Genomic DNA, 14,637 nt, shown 5'->3' on the forward strand with positions numbered 1-14,637 from the left:
CACGTGAGGCGGAGCCATCCGTAATCTAACCGGCATATCGGACCGTTTTTGGCGGAACGCCTTTTTCCGGCGGAGAAAGCTTCACGACCGAGAGGAGCGTCACTTCACCTTGACGGTCACCGGGTCCGAGGCGCCGGAGAGGACGCCGAGGGACGGAGTGGAAGCGATCACCGCGCGGTATACGTAGGTGCTGCCGGACTTCAGGGACTTCAGCGTGGTGGTGAACTTGCCGGCCCCGTTGAGCTCGCCGGTGTCGGCCTCACGCCACTCGCCGGACACCTTCTGCTGGATGATCACCCGCTGGTCCGGCTCGTCCGGGTCGCCCTTGACGGACAGCGTCACGGTGCGCTTCGAGGAGGAGACCACGACCAGCGCCGGGTCCTGCTTCACCTGGACCGTGCGAATCGGTGAGCTGAGCCCGTTTGCCCGCGCCATCACGCGGTATCCGAGGGTGAAGTTCGGCGTGAACTGGTAGACGCCGTCGTCGTCCGCCTTCGCCGTCAGCACGGTCCGGAACGATCCGCCGGTGGTTCCGGCCGCGGTCAGCAGCTCGACCTTGGCGTTCGCCCCGGCCACCCCGGACAGGGTCACCCGGCCGACGCCGACCACGCTGGTCGGCGCGACCAGGGTGGGCGCGGACGGCTTGTCGTCGTCGACGATGGTGACCTTGGCCTCGGACTTGGCCAGTGTGACGCCCGTCGGGGACGGTGCTCCCAGCCGTACCGTAAAGGTCTGGTTCTGCTCGTCCCGCTTGTCGGCCAGGACCGGAACCCGGATGACTGCCGTCGGCGACTCCGAGGTCAGCTTCAGCTGACCGCTCGACTTGGTGTAGTCCTTGCCCGCGTCAGCCGTGCCGTCGACAGTCGCCCATGGCACGGCGATGGTCCGCTCGGTCGCCTTGGTGACGCCGCTGAAGACCAGCGAGACGGTCACCTCGGCCGACCCGTCGCTCTCCCCCACCGTCTCGTCGCCGATCGTGACGGCCGGCGGGGTGTCGCTCGGGTCGTCGGCGACCTGGAAGGTCAGCACGTTGCCGCCGAAGGAGATCTTGATGGTCTCGGTGTCCTCGTCGGTGGCGTCCCGATTGAAGTGGATCGTGCCGAGCTTGATCCGGGTGCCGCTGGGCGTGCCGCCGGGGATGGTGATGTCGTCGTCGGTGAGGTCGTAGTCCGTGTTCTCGACGGAGCTGGCCACCACCGGACGATCGAAGTCGAGGTCTCGCTGGGCCACCCCCTTGGTCGTCCCGCCCAGCTCGAAGGTGTCACCCTCGGTCAGCGTTGCCGAGGTCTGGCTCAGCGTGATCACCGGTTTGGTCTCGTCGTCCGCGATCGTCAGCTGGCCCTGCTGGGTGGGGCCGGCGGCACCGAGCTCACCAGGGGCGACCTCCACGGCGAGCCGGGCCGACTCGTCGCCCTCCCAGACGGTGTCCTGTCGGATCGGAACGTCGACGGTCGCGCTGGTGGCACCCTGCGGGATGCGCACGGTCCGAGGCGGATCGGTGTAGTCGGTCTCGCCCTCGTCATTGCCGCTCGGCGTCGCGGTGCCCGGCTGCATGCCGATCGTGAAGTCGACGTCTTCCTCGGCCCGTTCACTGAGCGTGATCCGGAAGGTGGCGACGCCGCCCTCCGGTGCCCGCGCATCGCCGGTCACCGTGAAAGACGGAACCTTCACGTCCAGGTCGCTCTCCAGGATGACGACGGCACCGACATCGCCCCCGATGGTCGCACCGGTCGGCCCGACGGAGAGCACCTGGACCTGGAAGGCCTCCGCCTTCTCCCGCAGCCTGTCGTCGACGACCGGGATCCGGATGGTGTCCTCCGGCCGGCCGGCAGGCACGGTCAGCGAGGCCACCCCGTCGGCAAGATAGTCCGCGGCGTTAGCGGTGCCCGGCAGGACCTGGTAGCTGATGGACACCGGCTGCTCGGTCGAGGTGGCGGCGTTCCCACCGGTGAAGGTCAACCGGACCGGCACGTCAGCGAACCCGGCGTTCTCCGGCACGACGGCGTCGCCGAGGCTGACCGTGGGCGGCAGATCTGCCGGGTCGTCGGTGATGGTGTAGCGGGTTTCGACCGGGGCGACCGTACCCGGCTCCAGCGTCACGTTGTCCGCAGTCACCTTGAGGGTCTCGACCGGCTCGTCGATCGCGTCGTCGAGCAGCGAAATCGTCTTCAGCGTCACCGGGCCGGTGCTGCCGGCCGGCAAGACGGCGAAGTCGGCGGAGGCGCTGTAGTCGTTCGACTCGGCGGCGTTCGCGCCGTTGGCGGCGTCACCGATCGGGATCAGCGAGTACTTCATGTCGTCCTGGGCGACGCCGGTCGGCGTGGCGACGACGTCGATGGTGCCGCCCTCCGCGCCCGCCACCGCGTTCAGCGCGATCGTCGGCGCCGGGTCGTCGTCGGTGATCACCAGGGTGCCGGTCTGGCCGGCCTCCTGACCGTCCTGCACCACCTGAAGGCCGGCCTTCTCGACCGCCTCGTACATGGAGTCACCGAGGATCGGCACGTCGATCGTTCCGCTGTCCCGGCCGGCGTCGATCTTCAACTTCATCGGCGGCTCGGTGCGGTCTCCCGCGTCGGTGCTCTCGTCGGTGAGCGTGACGTCGAAGTAGGTGTCCACCTGCGCCGCCTCGTCCAACTGCACGGTGAAGCGGGCCGGCTCGGCCTGGCCCTCGACGGCGGTCACCTCGGAGGTGACGGTGAAGCCGGTCGGCGGGGCCGGGTCGACGAGCTTCACGGTGACCTCGTTGGAGGGGGTGATCGCGGTGGCGTTCGCGCTGTCCCCGCCCTGGCTCAGCCGAACCGTGACCGTCTCGCCGTTCTCTGCCTCGTCATCCGGCAACACCTCGATCCCGAAGGACTCCTGCGCCGACGGCGGCGTGAACGTGATCTGCCGCGAGCCGAAAATGAAGCCCTGGTAGTCGACATCCTCGGTGGCCGTCTCGGAAGAGAGGTCGGGCAGCAGCACGATCGGCTTCTCGGTCTTGACCGCGGTATTGCCGTCCGCGGAGAAATCCAGATCGGCGACAAGCTCGGTCGTCTGGCCCTCGACTGCCTCGATCTCGGTCGGCACCACGACGTTCGGCGGCAGCTCGGTTTCCCCGTCCTCGATCGTCGACTCCGCCGAGTAGTGGCCCAGCGAACCGTCGGCACCCAGGTCGATCGTGACGCGGACCTTCTCGGCGAACTCGTCGGTCAGATCGACCGCCAGGTCGGTGTTGCCCAGATCGATGCGGGCGTCACCCGGAAGAAGTGAGCCGGAAAGCGTCAATCCGTCGGTGGTGAAATCGCCGGCTTCTGCCGGAGAGTCAGAGATACCCTCCACCTTCGCGGTCCAGGGAATGGCGTCCTGCGCCGTGTTGCGCACGGTGGCGCCGAGCGCCTCGGTGGCACCCTCCTCCTCGTCGAACGACGAGACAGTCAGTTCCGGGGCGTCGTCGTCGTCCGCGATCGTCAGGGCGCCGGACTGTCCGCTCTCCTCCCCGTCCAGCTGTACCTTGACGGTCGCCGTCTCGGTGGCCTCGTAGGCCGCGTCATCAAGAATCAAGACGTCCACGTCGGCGTACTCGGCGCCGGCATCGATCTTGAGCTTCATCGGTGCGGAGTAGTCGCCCACGCCGGTGCTGTCGTCGGTGAAGTAGACGTCGAAGAACTCGTCCTGGTCGGACGGCTCGGCCAGGGTGACCCGGAAGCGGGCGGGCCCTTCCTGGCCCTCGGTGGCCGCCACCTCGGGCGTGATCGTGTACTCCGGCGCGACGTAGCTCTCGTCGTCGGTGATGGTCAGCGTGACCGGGTTGTCGGGGACCCCGCTCGCGTTCTCCGGGTCCTGCAGGCTGAGCGAGACCGTCTCAGCCGACTCCCAATCATCGTCGTCCACGGTGGCGAAGTGCACGGTTCCCCGGCCGGACGGGTCGAAGTCCACCCGGCCGGTGGCCGGTTCCTGGTAATCGTCGCCCTCGGTGGCGCTTCCCGGGGTCAGCGTCCAGCTCGCCGACACCGGCTTCTCGGTCTTGGTGGCCTCGTTGCCATCACCGAACTCGAGGTCAAACGGAACTTCGTAGGACGCGCCCTCCCGCATCGCCATGTCCCCGGGCGGGGACGCCACGATCGTCGGCGGCAGCTCGTCGTCGGCGTCCTGGATCGTCCCGATCACGCCGAAGCCGTCCTGTCCGCCCACCCCGACAACGATCATGACCTGCTCGTCGAACTCGTCGGTCTTGTCGGCCAGCAGGTCGATCGAGCCGAGGTCGATGGTGTTCTGCCCGGGCTCGATGGACCCGTACTCCACCAGACGAGAGGCGTCGATGTCCGCCGGCTTCGCGGCAGGCCCCTCACCCGGGAACTGATCCGTGATCACATGGGCGTAGAACGGGGTCCGCTCGTCGACCGGATCGTTCACCGTGGCGCTGAGATCGACCGTCGAGCCCTCCTTCTTGGTGAATCCCACCGGCGTGAGCGCCGGCATGTCGTCGTCCGTCAGGATGACCGAGTGAGCCACCCCGTCGACCACCACGGAAAACGTCTCCATGGGCTCGAAGAGCTTGTCCCCGTGGATCGTCACGTCGACGGTTGCCGCACCGATATCGGAGTCGGGGTCGTAGACGACGTCGGTCTCGGCGACCGGGTCGAAGTCGACACCCGCGGTCGCGTGGCCGCGTCCCCCGTTGTCCGCCGCGTTGACGTCCTCTTCAACGGAGACACGCAGGGTGACCGGCTCGGCCGGAGCCGGTTCCGTGGTGATCGCCAGAGTCGCGGTGTGCGTGTCGGCGTCACCTTCGGCGAATTCCCCCATCCACCCGGTCATCACGGCCGGTTCGTCGTCGGCCGAAGCGGGCACCCCGATCACGAAGACCGACCCGAGACCGGCCGCCACCGCAGCCACCACCGCCTTGCGGAACCTCGCCGGTGACCACAACCGGGACGAAACCCGATAACGCATGCGGAACTCCTTAGATCACCGATGCGGCTCTGAGCTGCGGAAATACGTCACGCCGCCCTGATTATGGCCGTCGGGGATCCGGCTTATCCGGCAATCACCGTTTCCCGCGTTCATCGATCATCCGCTGTCGCCGGTTGTCCGATCCCGCACAGGCGGGACGCATGCGGCCGCCGCAAATGAACGGCAACGACCACATTCACATCCTTCATATTCGCGCGTCCGCTGTGGTGCGGACCGCATGCTCCCGGCACCCCTCTGTCAAGGGGTTGGTGTGAGGGGTGTTTTAGGGTGGTGGTTGGCGGGTCCGGGTTGTGACTTTTCCGAAGTGTCGATCTTGGGGTTTGGGTCGGCCGCGCTGGAGTTCAGAGTCGCCCCCGTGTGTCCTCCCGGACCCGTCGCTGTCTGTTGTGCCGTGTGGTCGTCTTTGATCATTTGGCGGTAGACGGTGTCGGACAGGCGTCGTTTCAACGCTCGCATGGCTTCCATCGCGGTTTTGCCTTCGGCGCGTTTGCGCTGGTAGTAGGCGCGGCCGGGGGTGTCGAAGCGGAGCTGGGTGATGGCCATGATGTGCAGGACCCGGTTGATGCGCCGGTTCCCGGCCCGGTTGAGCCGGTGATGATGGTTGTCGCCGGAGGACACGTCGATGGGGGCGGTGCCGTTCCAGGTGGCGAAGTGCCCGCGGGTCGGGAAGCGGCTGATGTCGCCGATGTCGCCGAGCAGGCGGGCGGCGCCGGAGGGGCCGATGCCGTTGAGGCTGGTCAGCTGGGTGCCGGTGGCGGCCAGCACGGTCTTCAGCTGCCGGTTGGCTGCTTTGATCTTGGTGTCCAGGGTGGTGAGCTCGTCGGCCAGGTCGCCGGCCAGCTGATAGCGGGTGGCGGTGACGATGTCGCCGGCCGGGACGCTGACGCGTTCGAGCAGGGTGCGGGCCTGGTCGGTGGTCAGGTTCTTCTTCGCGCCGCCGGGGATCAGTTCGAGCAGTAGCTGGTGCAGCCGGTTGATGGTCTCGGTGCGGGTGGCGCCGAGCTGGTCGCGGCGGTCGGCCAGCAGCCGCAGCGCGACGGTGGCGCCGTCGGCGTGAACGCGGCGCAGGCCCGGGGTGCGCAGGGCGGTCACCGCGATGTGGTGCGCGTCGTGACCGTCGGTTTTACGGCCGTGCCCGGTGTCAAAGTTGCGGGCTTTCGCGGCGAGTTTCGCCGGGACGTCCAGCACGGTTTCGCCGTCGGCGACCAGCCGCTGGGCCAGGTGCCGGCCGATGCCGTTACAGCCCTCGACCGCCCACACCCGGCCGGCGTGACGGCGGCCGGCGGCGAGCATCTGCTGGTAGCCACCGGTGTCGGTGCCGTACCTGCCACGGGCCAGCACCTGTTCACGCTCGTTGATGATCTCGATCGTCGCGGACCGCTTGTGCGGATCGACTCCAATGATCAGCTGACCCATGTACCCGTTGACCTTCCCGTCGTCGCGGCAGAACCACACCAGCGGGAGGGCAACGCTACTTACAGCTGGGCAAACCCCTCTTCAGCCACTCCGCGCCACGGTGACCGGCAGGGTCCAAGCCGGGAGAGAGCCACACCCCGCCATATGAGTGGGCAGCGCGGGCCTGAGCACCCTACCGATCACCTCGACCAAGCCTGGCCGGGCCGCGGTCGTACACCAAATTCTCTTTAAGTAGCGCGGGCCGCACGCGGCGATCTGGCCGCTGGCGCGTCCAAAGCGATCGCCGCGCGCTTCATTGCCCGTGGACGGTCACGGTCACTTCGGACGCGATGCCCGCCGCTGCTCACGATCCGCGACGCGGCCCGGCGGAGAAGGCCGGAGCAAACCGCGGCGCGACGGTGAGGGCAGAGAGGTCAGAGCAGGCCGGAATCGGCGCGGCGGGAAGGGCGGAGAGGTCAGAGCGGGCCGGGGGCGGCGCGGCGGGAAGAGCGGAGTGGTCGGAGCGGGCCGGGGGCGGAGGGGTCGGAGCGGGCGAGAACGGCGCGGCGGTGAGAGCGGACAGGTCAGAGGAGGCCGTGGCGCATGGCGGTGGTGACGGCGGCGGTGCGGTCGGCCACGTCCAGCTTGTTGAAGACCCGGAGCAGGTGGGTCTTGACCGTCGCTTCGGAGATGAACAGGCGTTTGCCGATGTCGGCGTTGGTGAGGCCGGCCGCTACCAGCTTCAGGACCTCGGTCTCGCGGGCGGACAGGGCCGGCGGGGCGGGGCTGCGGACCTGGCGGACCAACGTGGACGCCACGCTCGGCGCGAGCACCGTCTCACCCCGGGCCGCGGCGCGGACGGCGTCGGCCAGCTCGGCCGGGGAGGCGTCCTTGAGCAGGTAACCGCTGGCGCCGGCCTCGATCGCGCGGAGGATGTCCCGGTCGGACTCGTAGGTGGTCAGCACCATCACCTTGATGTCCCGGTCGCCGGCCAGGATCCGGCCGGTCGCCTCGACCCCGTCCGCGCCGGGCATCCGCAGGTCCATCAGCACGATGTCGGGTCGCTCGCGGAGTGCCAGCTCGGCCCCCTCGGCCCCGTCGGACGCCTCACCGATCACGGTCAGGTCCGGTTCGGCGTCGAGCATGCCGCGCAGCCCCATCCGGACCACCGGGTGATCGTCCACCAGCAGAATCCGGATCATGCGGCGACCTTCGAAAGACGACAGCAAGGGGTGCCGGTCATGCGGCGACCTCCGGACGACGGCGGCAAAGGGTGCGGGTCACGCGGGGACCTCCGGACGACGGCGGCAAGGGGTGCGGGTCACGCGGGGACCTCCAGCTCGATCGTGGTTCCGGTGTCCGGGTCGCTGCGGACGGTCAGCGTGCCACCCACCTGCGCGGCCCGCGCCCGCATGCCGCGCAGCCCGAAGCCGCCCGCCGCCGCGGTGTCGAAGCCCGCGCCGTCGTCCCGCACCACCACCCGCACCGAAGCCGCAGAGTACGCGAGCAGCACCGCCACCTCGTTCGCCTTGGCGTGCCGGCGGGCGTTGGTCAGCGCCTCCTGGGCTGCCCGCAGCAGCACCACCTCGACCGCGGTCGGCAGTTCCCGGGGCTCCCCGGTGACCCGGAAGCCGGCCGGCACGCCGGACTCCTCGGTGAACCGGGTGGCCTGCCGGCGTACCGAATCAGGCAGTCCGGAGGAGAGAGCGGCCGGGGACAGGGCGGCGACGATGGCCCGGCTCTCCGCCAGGTTGTCTTTCGCGGTGCGCACCGCGAGCGCGAGGCGCTCGTCGCGCAGCGCCGGGTCGGACGCCTGGATCAGCGTGATGATGCTGGTGAACCCCTGGGCCAGGGTGTCGTGGATCTCGCCGGCCAGCCGGGTCCGCTCGGCCTGCACGCCGGCCTCGTGGGAGAGCCGTTCCACCTCGGCCCGGCTCGCTTCCAGCTCGGCGATCAGGTTGGCCCGGTCGGTGCTCTGCCGGACCACCCGGACGATCCACAGGCCGAGCCAGATGCCGGAAGCGGCCGAGACCCCGGCGATCGCCAGGTCGGCTCGCAGGTCGCCGGTGCCGGTGAGCCAGTCGGCGGTCACCGGCACCGCGTTGACCAGGATCACCGTGCCGATCGCGATCTTCAGCGGGGCCATCTGGAAGATCAGCGGGATGACCGCGAAGAGCAGCCAGGTGGCGGTCGGCGTCGCGACGATCGCCACCGAGAAGAGCGCGATCTGCACGAACAGGACGCTCACCGAGGCGGCGTCGTCGGCGTTCCGGCGGATCATCCGGCGCCCGGCCACGACGTGCATCACGGCCATCGCGGCCAGGGCCGAGACGGCGACGACCCGGCGGGCCGGTGGGGCGTCCGCCACCGCGACGGCGATCGAGACGACGACCGCGATCACCGCGAAGTAGACGTCCCACCACAGTGTGTGATCGCTGTGGACCGCCTCCCGATGACTCATCGGTCCTTGTCGCTCCACCGGAAGGTCGTCAGGCACAGCACCAATCCGATCACACACCAGGCGCCGAGCACCATCGCGATCCGGCCCAGCTCCCAGGACCCGGCCGCCTCGAACTGCTTCATGCTGTCCGGCAGGAACACGTACCGGAAGCCCTGGGCCATCCATTTGATCGGGAAGAGCGAGGCCACGGTGATCAGCCAGGACGGCAGCACGGTGATCGGGGTGATGAAGACGCCGGAGATGAACTGCAGGAACACCACCGGCACGTTGAGGATCGCGCCGGCGTTGCGGGCGTGCTTGACGATCCCGCTGACCGCGATGCCGAGCAGGGTGCAGACGGTCACCGAGAGCACGAACACCCAGGCGAAGGTAAGCCAGTGGCTCGCGTCCGGCATCGGCATGTCGAAGACCAGCCAGCCGACCAGGAGCAGCAGCGCCGCCTCGGCCACCGCCAGCACGAACACCAGCAGCAGCTTGCCGGCCAGGTAGGACACCATCGGCAGCGGCGTGCCGCGCAGCCGCTTGAGGGTGCCGTCCTCCCGGTCCATCGCCAGGCCGGCGCCCATCGTGACGAAGCCGGTGGTCAGCGCGCCGTAGGCGAGCATGCTCGCGGTGTAGACCTGGCTGGCGGTCACCCCGGTGCCCTCGTAGGAGTCGCCGAAGATCGTTCCGAACAGCAGCAGGAGCATCGCCGGGAAGAGGAACGTGAAGATCACCGAGGTGCGGTCGCGGAGGAACTGGAGGATCTCCACGTGCCCGCGGCTCAGGCTCATCGAGGCGGCCGACGCGCTCCGGGCGGTGGTCGTGGCGGTCATCGGTTCGCTCCGATCAGGGTGAGGTAGGTGTCCTCGAGGGTGGGCCGGGTGATCGTCAGGGTGCGCAGGTCGATGCCGTCGGCGACCAGCTTGCGGATCAGGTCGCTCGGGTCGGCGAGTTCTTCGGTACGCGTCCGTCCCGCTTCCTGCCAGCTCACCTTGGCGCCGGCCGCGGCCCGTCCGCCGAGCGTGGCCGGGGTGCCCTCAGCGACGATCCGGCCGTCGGCCAGCACCGCGAGCCGGTCGGCGAGCGCCTCGGCCTCGTCCAGGTAGTGCGTGGTGAGCAGGATCGTGGTGCCGTCGCCGGCCAGGGTGCGGATCAGCTCCCAGAACTGGCGGCGCGCCTCCGGGTCGAAACCGGTGGTCGGCTCGTCGAGGAAGAGCAGCTCGGGCTGCCCGACGATGCCCAGCGCCACGTCCACCCGGCGACGCTGGCCGCCGGAGAGCGTACGGATCTTGCTGGTCTTCTTGGCGGTCAGGCCGACCAGCTCGATCACCTCGTCGGGCCGGCGCGGCGCCGGGTAGAAGCCGGCCACGTGCCGGACCATCTCGCCGACCGTGAGGTCGGCGGCGTCGGCGGCGTCCTGCAGCACGATGCCGATCCGGGTGCGCCAGGCCCGCCCGGCGGCGCCCGGGTCCTCGCCGAGCACCCGCACGTCGCCGGAGCTGCGGCGCCGGTGCCCCTCGAGGATCTCCACCGTGGTGGTCTTGCCGGCGCCGTTCGGCCCGAGCAGCGCGAAGATCTCGCCGCGGGCCACCACCAGGTCGATGCCCTGGACCGCTTCCTTGTCCCGATAGGTCTTGCGTAGACCGGTTACCTCGATGGCTTCCATACCGACGATCGTCGCTGTCCGGGGCGTCCCGGCGCGACGACCGCGCGGCGGTCACCGGTTGTCCACCGATCGATGGACACGCCGGTCACTCCCAGCGGAAGCTCCGGGCGGCGGCGGCCGGCCAGACCACCGCCCAGGTGGCCAGGGCCAGCCAGATCGACAGCGGGATGCTGCCGCCGTCCAGCAGGGTGTCCCGCAGCGCCTGGGCGTGCGCGGCGAGCGGCAGCAGGAACCAGCCGGCCGCGCCCAGGTCCGGCGCCGCGAACATGATCCCGCCGACCGAGAGCATCAGCACGTAGATCAGGGTGGCCGCGCCGGTCGTGGTCTCCGGCTTGAGCACGCTGGCCAGCAGCAGCGCCAGCCCGCTGTATCCGGCCGCGGCCAGCACGGTGACCCCGGCGGCGGGCAGCAGCTGGCTCAGCTCCGGCCGCCAGCCGACCAGCACGCCGACCAGGCCCAGGAAGAGCACCTGCAGGACGATCTGGACCAGGACCGCGGCGGTCTTGGCGAGCAGCAGGCCGGGGCGGGTGAGCGGGGAGGCGCCGAGCCGTTTCAGGACGCCGTAACTGCGCTCGTACCCCGTGGTGATCGCCTGGCCGGTGAACGCGGTGGACATCACGGTCAGCGCGAGCACCCCGGGCACCACGAAACCCAGCCGGTCGTCGGTGGGCAGGTTGGTGACGTGGGTCAGGCCGGCGCCGAGCAGGACCAGCAGCGGCACGCCCATGGCCAGCACCACGGCCTCGCCCCGCCGGGCGGTGAGCAGCAGCTCCATCCGGATCTGCTTGCCGATGACGGTGCGCATCGGGGCCCGGCCGGGCGCCGGGGCGAAGGTTCCGGCGCTCACTGGGCGGCTCCCACGGTGTGCTGCGAGGTCAGGGACAGGTAGACGTCTTCCAGGGTGCGGCGGCGGCTGCTCACCGCGGTGACGTGCGCGTCGGCGGCGGCGAACCAGCCGAGCACGTCGGCGAGCGCCCGGGTGTCCAGGGCGCCGGTGATCGCGTACTCCCCCGGGGAGGTCTCGGTGACCTGGTGCAGGGCCGTCAGCCCGGTCAGGTCGAGGCCCGGGTCGGCGCGCACCTCGAGCAGGTCGATGCCGGCCGCGGCGGTCAGCTCGGCCGGCGTACCGGTGGCCGCCACCTCGCCGGACCGCATGATCACCACGTCGTCGGCGAGCCGCTCGGCCTCGTCCAGCAGGTGGGTGGTGAGCAGCACCGAGACGCCGTCGGCGCGCAGCTCCTCGATCAGCTGCCAGGTGGTGTGCCGGGCCTCGGTGTCCATGCCGGCCGTCGGCTCGTCGAGGAAGACCAGCTCGGGGCGGCCGACCAGGGCGACCGCCAGGCTGAGCCGCTGCTGCTCGCCGCCGGAGAGCCGGCGGAACCGGGTCTTCTCGAATTTCCGCAGGCCGAGCCGGTCCAGCAGCATCTCCGGGTCCAGCGGGTGGGCCGCGAAAGAGGCGAACAGCCGGAGGATCTCGCCGGCCGCGGCCCACGGGTAGACGCCGCCGGACTGCAGCATGATGCCCAGGCGCGGCATCAGCGCGTCGTGCTCGGCGATCGGGTCCATGCCGAGGACCCGGGCGGTGCCGGCGTCCGGGCTCCGGAAGCCCTCGCAGACCTGGAGCAGGCTGGTCTTGCCGGCGCCGTTGTGCCCGAGCAGGGCGAGCACCCGCCCGCGCGGGGCGCTGAGCGACACCCCCTTGACGGCCGTCGTGTCGCCGTAACGCACCACGACGTCACGTATCTCCACCGCGGCCACGTCGCCACCCACCATGAGCTCCGCCCATCCGATCCGCCTCCGGCCACCATACGGCGGCGTCCCCCGACCACCATCCGGGGCAGGCCGCGGATGGTTTCGCTCACTACCCTGTCGGCCGCGCCACGCCGCCGCCTCATCCCACGGGCGCATTCCGCTCCTCCTCCGGGCCGCCGGTAGGGTTCCCGGCATGGCGGAGCGGACCCGGGTCGTGGAGATCTACACCGACGGGGCCTGCGTGCCGAACCCGGGACCGGGCGGCTGGGGCGCGGTGCTGCGCTGGGGCGCCGCGGAGAAGGATCTGTGCGGCGGCGAGGCCACCCCGACCACCAACAACCGGATGGAGCTGACCGCCCCGATCCGCGCGCTGGAGTCGCTGACCCGGGCGCCGCTGGTGGTCGACATCTACACCGACAGCGTCTACGTGCGGGACGGGATCACCAAGTGGATCCGCGGCTGGCGGGCCAACGGCTGGCAGACCTCGGCCCGGCAGCCGGTCAAGAACGTGGACCTGTGGCAGCGGCTGGACGCCGCGGTCCGCCGGCACGAGGTGCGCTGGCACTGGGTGAAGGGCCACGCCGGGCACCCGGAGAACGAGCGGGCCGACCGGCTGGCCGCCCGTGGGCTGCAGGAGGCGCTGGCCGCCGCCAAGCTCTGATCAGCCGCCGGCTCGCTGGGACAGGGCGTTGAGCGTACGCAAGAAGGCGTCCCGATCCGCCGGCGGCAGGTCACCGAGCAGCGCTGCCTCCGCCGAGCGGATCTCGGTCTGCACCGCGAGGTGCACGGCGCGGCCCTGAGCGGTCAGCCCGAGCAGCCGGACGCGCCGGTCGGCCGGGTCCGGCTCGCGCTCGATCAGCGCGCGGCGCTGCAGGTCGTCCAGGATCGGGATGAGCCGGGTCTTGTCCGCGCCGATGCTCGCGGCCAGCGCGGCCTGGGTCCGCACCGACCCGCCGGCCAGCGCGTTCAGCACCGCGTAGGCCCACATCGACACCCCGTGCCGGGCCAGGATCGGCTGCTCCATGGCGATCAGCCGCCGCCCCAGCCGGGCCATCATCGCCCCGAGATCGTCCCGCTCCACCCGCGCAGCCTTTCACGCCCGCCGGGGTTGACCGTTCATAAGCACGAGCGGATGATAAGCGTATGCATACGATTACCGAGGATCTCCGCCCGCTGCACGCCGCGGCGGTCCGCGCCACCGTCGACCTGGTCGCCCGGGCGACTCCGGCGGACCTGGGCAAGCCCACCCCGTGCGCCGGTTGGGACCTGGCCGCCCTGCTCGCCCACATGACCGCCCAGCACCACGGCTTCGCCGCGGCAGCCCGGGGCCGCGGCAGCGACGAGACCGTGTGGGCGCCGGGTCCGCTCGGCGACGACTTCATCTCCCGGTACGCCGACGCCGTCACCGACGTCCTCGACGCCTTCGCCGTCCCGGATCTGCTCGACCGCCCGTTCGTGCTGCCCGAGTTCGGCACCGACCGGCCGTTCCCCGGCCGCCTCGCGGTGACCTTCCACCTGGTCGACTACGTCGTGCACGGCTGGGACGTCGCCACCGCCCTGGGCCTGCCCTACCACCCGGCCCCGGAGATCGTGGCCGCCACGCTCCCGATCGCCCGGGCCGTCCCCGACGACGAGAACCGGCTGGCCCCGGGCGCCGCCTTCGCCCCGGCCCGGCCGGTCCCGCCCGGCGCCGACCCGCTCACCGAGATCCTGCTGCTCCTCGGCCGCCGCCCTTGATCGCTACCGTTCCACCCGCCCGGCGATCCGAGCCAGAGCACGTGTCGCCGTCCTCCGGCTGTGCGCCACAGGTGCCTCACCGCGGTTGAGACACCCGCGACAGCCAGCCGAAACACCGCAAGACGCGCTACGGCCCGGACCAGAGCGCGGGTCACGGCCGACCGGCTGGGCGCCACGGGTGCCTCACGACGGTTGAGACACCCGCGAGAGCCAGCCGAAGCACCGCCAGGCGCGCCGCGGCCCGGACCGGAGCGCGGGTCACGGTCGACCGGCTGGGCGCCACGGGTGCCTCACGGCGATTGAGACACCCGTGGAAGCCAGCCGGAACACCGCGAGGCGCGCTACGGCCCGGGCCGAAGCGCGGGTCACGGTCGACCGGCTGGGCGCCACGGGTGCCTCACGGCGATTGAGACACCCGTGGAAGCCAGCCGGAACACCGCGAGGCGCGCTACGGCCCGGGCCGAAGCGCGGGTCACGGTCGACCGGCTGGGCGCCACGGGTGCCTCACGACGGTTGAGACACCCGTGGGAGCCAGCCGGAACACCGCGAGACGCGCTACGGCCCGGACCAGAGCGCGGGTCACGGTCCACCGGCTGGGCGCCACGGGTGCCTCACGGCGACTGAGACACCCGTGACAGCCAGCCGAAACACCGCGAGACGCGCCACGGCCCGGACCAGAGCGCGCGTC

11 protein-coding genes are annotated in these 14,637 nt (G+C 70.8%); 2 read left to right on the forward strand and 9 right to left on the reverse strand.

Going from position 1 to position 14,637, the window contains the following annotated elements; translation table 11 throughout:
• Nucleotides 1–99: 99 nt before the first annotated feature.
• The 8 genes from BJY16_RS00345 to BJY16_RS00380 all read right to left on the reverse strand — a co-directional run bounded on the left by BJY16_RS00345 (nucleotide 100) and on the right by BJY16_RS00380 (nucleotide 12,209).
• Entirely contained in the window at nucleotides 100–4,935 is a 4,836-nt protein-coding gene (locus BJY16_RS00345) for a Calx-beta domain-containing protein (protein ID WP_185037142.1), read from the reverse strand.
• A 258-nt stretch (nucleotides 4,936–5,193) separates the two neighbouring features.
• Nucleotides 5,194–6,411 carry an IS110 family RNA-guided transposase gene (locus BJY16_RS00350; protein ID WP_311775284.1) on the reverse strand — a complete coding sequence of 406 codons (1,218 nt, stop codon included), beginning with the start codon at nucleotides 6,409–6,411 and terminating at the stop codon, nucleotides 5,194–5,196.
• 524 nt (nucleotides 6,412–6,935) lie between these two features.
• Entirely contained in the window at nucleotides 6,936–7,553 is a 618-nt protein-coding gene (locus BJY16_RS00355) for a response regulator (RefSeq protein ID WP_185037143.1), read from the reverse strand.
• Between the two features lie 119 nt (nucleotides 7,554–7,672).
• On the reverse strand, nucleotides 7,673–8,812 hold the full coding sequence (locus BJY16_RS00360) for a sensor histidine kinase (protein WP_185037144.1): 1,140 nt from the start codon (nucleotides 8,810–8,812) through the stop codon (nucleotides 7,673–7,675).
• The gene (locus BJY16_RS00365) at nucleotides 8,809–9,627 is read right to left on the reverse strand and encodes an ABC transporter permease (RefSeq protein WP_185037145.1); all 819 of its coding nucleotides are present in this window, start codon (nucleotides 9,625–9,627) and stop codon (nucleotides 8,809–8,811) included. The genes BJY16_RS00360 and BJY16_RS00365 overlap by 4 nt, the downstream gene beginning before the upstream one ends.
• On the reverse strand, nucleotides 9,624–10,460 hold the full coding sequence (locus BJY16_RS00370; RefSeq protein WP_185037146.1) for an ABC transporter ATP-binding protein: 837 nt from the start codon (nucleotides 10,458–10,460) through the stop codon (nucleotides 9,624–9,626). Before BJY16_RS00370 ends, BJY16_RS00365 begins: the two co-directional genes overlap by 4 nt.
• Nucleotides 10,461–10,545: 85 nt before the next feature.
• Nucleotides 10,546–11,307: an ABC transporter permease gene (locus BJY16_RS00375; RefSeq protein ID WP_239177995.1), complete on the reverse strand. Its 762-nt coding sequence runs from the start codon at nucleotides 11,305–11,307 to the stop codon at nucleotides 10,546–10,548.
• On the reverse strand, nucleotides 11,304–12,209 hold the full coding sequence (locus BJY16_RS00380) for an ABC transporter ATP-binding protein (RefSeq protein WP_239177994.1): 906 nt from the start codon (nucleotides 12,207–12,209) through the stop codon (nucleotides 11,304–11,306). Before BJY16_RS00380 ends, BJY16_RS00375 begins: the two co-directional genes overlap by 4 nt.
• A gap of 196 nt (nucleotides 12,210–12,405) precedes the next feature.
• On the opposite strand from BJY16_RS00380, the gene rnhA reads away from it, so the two are divergent.
• A complete protein-coding gene (gene rnhA, locus BJY16_RS00385) occupies nucleotides 12,406–12,873 on the forward strand; it encodes a ribonuclease HI (RefSeq protein ID WP_185037148.1) in 468 nt (155 codons plus the stop codon).
• Here the strand turns inward: rnhA and BJY16_RS00390 are convergent, their stop codons facing one another.
• Nucleotides 12,874–13,293 carry a MarR family winged helix-turn-helix transcriptional regulator gene (locus BJY16_RS00390; RefSeq protein ID WP_203759364.1) on the reverse strand — a complete coding sequence of 140 codons (420 nt, stop codon included), beginning with the start codon at nucleotides 13,291–13,293 and terminating at the stop codon, nucleotides 12,874–12,876.
• Nucleotides 13,294–13,355: 62 nt separating this feature from the next.
• On the opposite strand from BJY16_RS00390, the gene BJY16_RS00395 reads away from it, so the two are divergent.
• Complete coding sequence (locus BJY16_RS00395) at nucleotides 13,356–13,949, forward strand: TIGR03086 family metal-binding protein (RefSeq protein ID WP_185037149.1); 594 nt, start codon at nucleotides 13,356–13,358, stop codon at nucleotides 13,947–13,949.
• The last annotated feature ends 688 nt before the right edge of the window (nucleotides 13,950–14,637 follow it).

Origin of the sequence: Actinoplanes octamycinicus, assembly GCF_014205225.1 — a bacterium.
Lineage (GTDB): Bacteria > Actinomycetota > Actinomycetes > Mycobacteriales > Micromonosporaceae > Actinoplanes > Actinoplanes octamycinicus.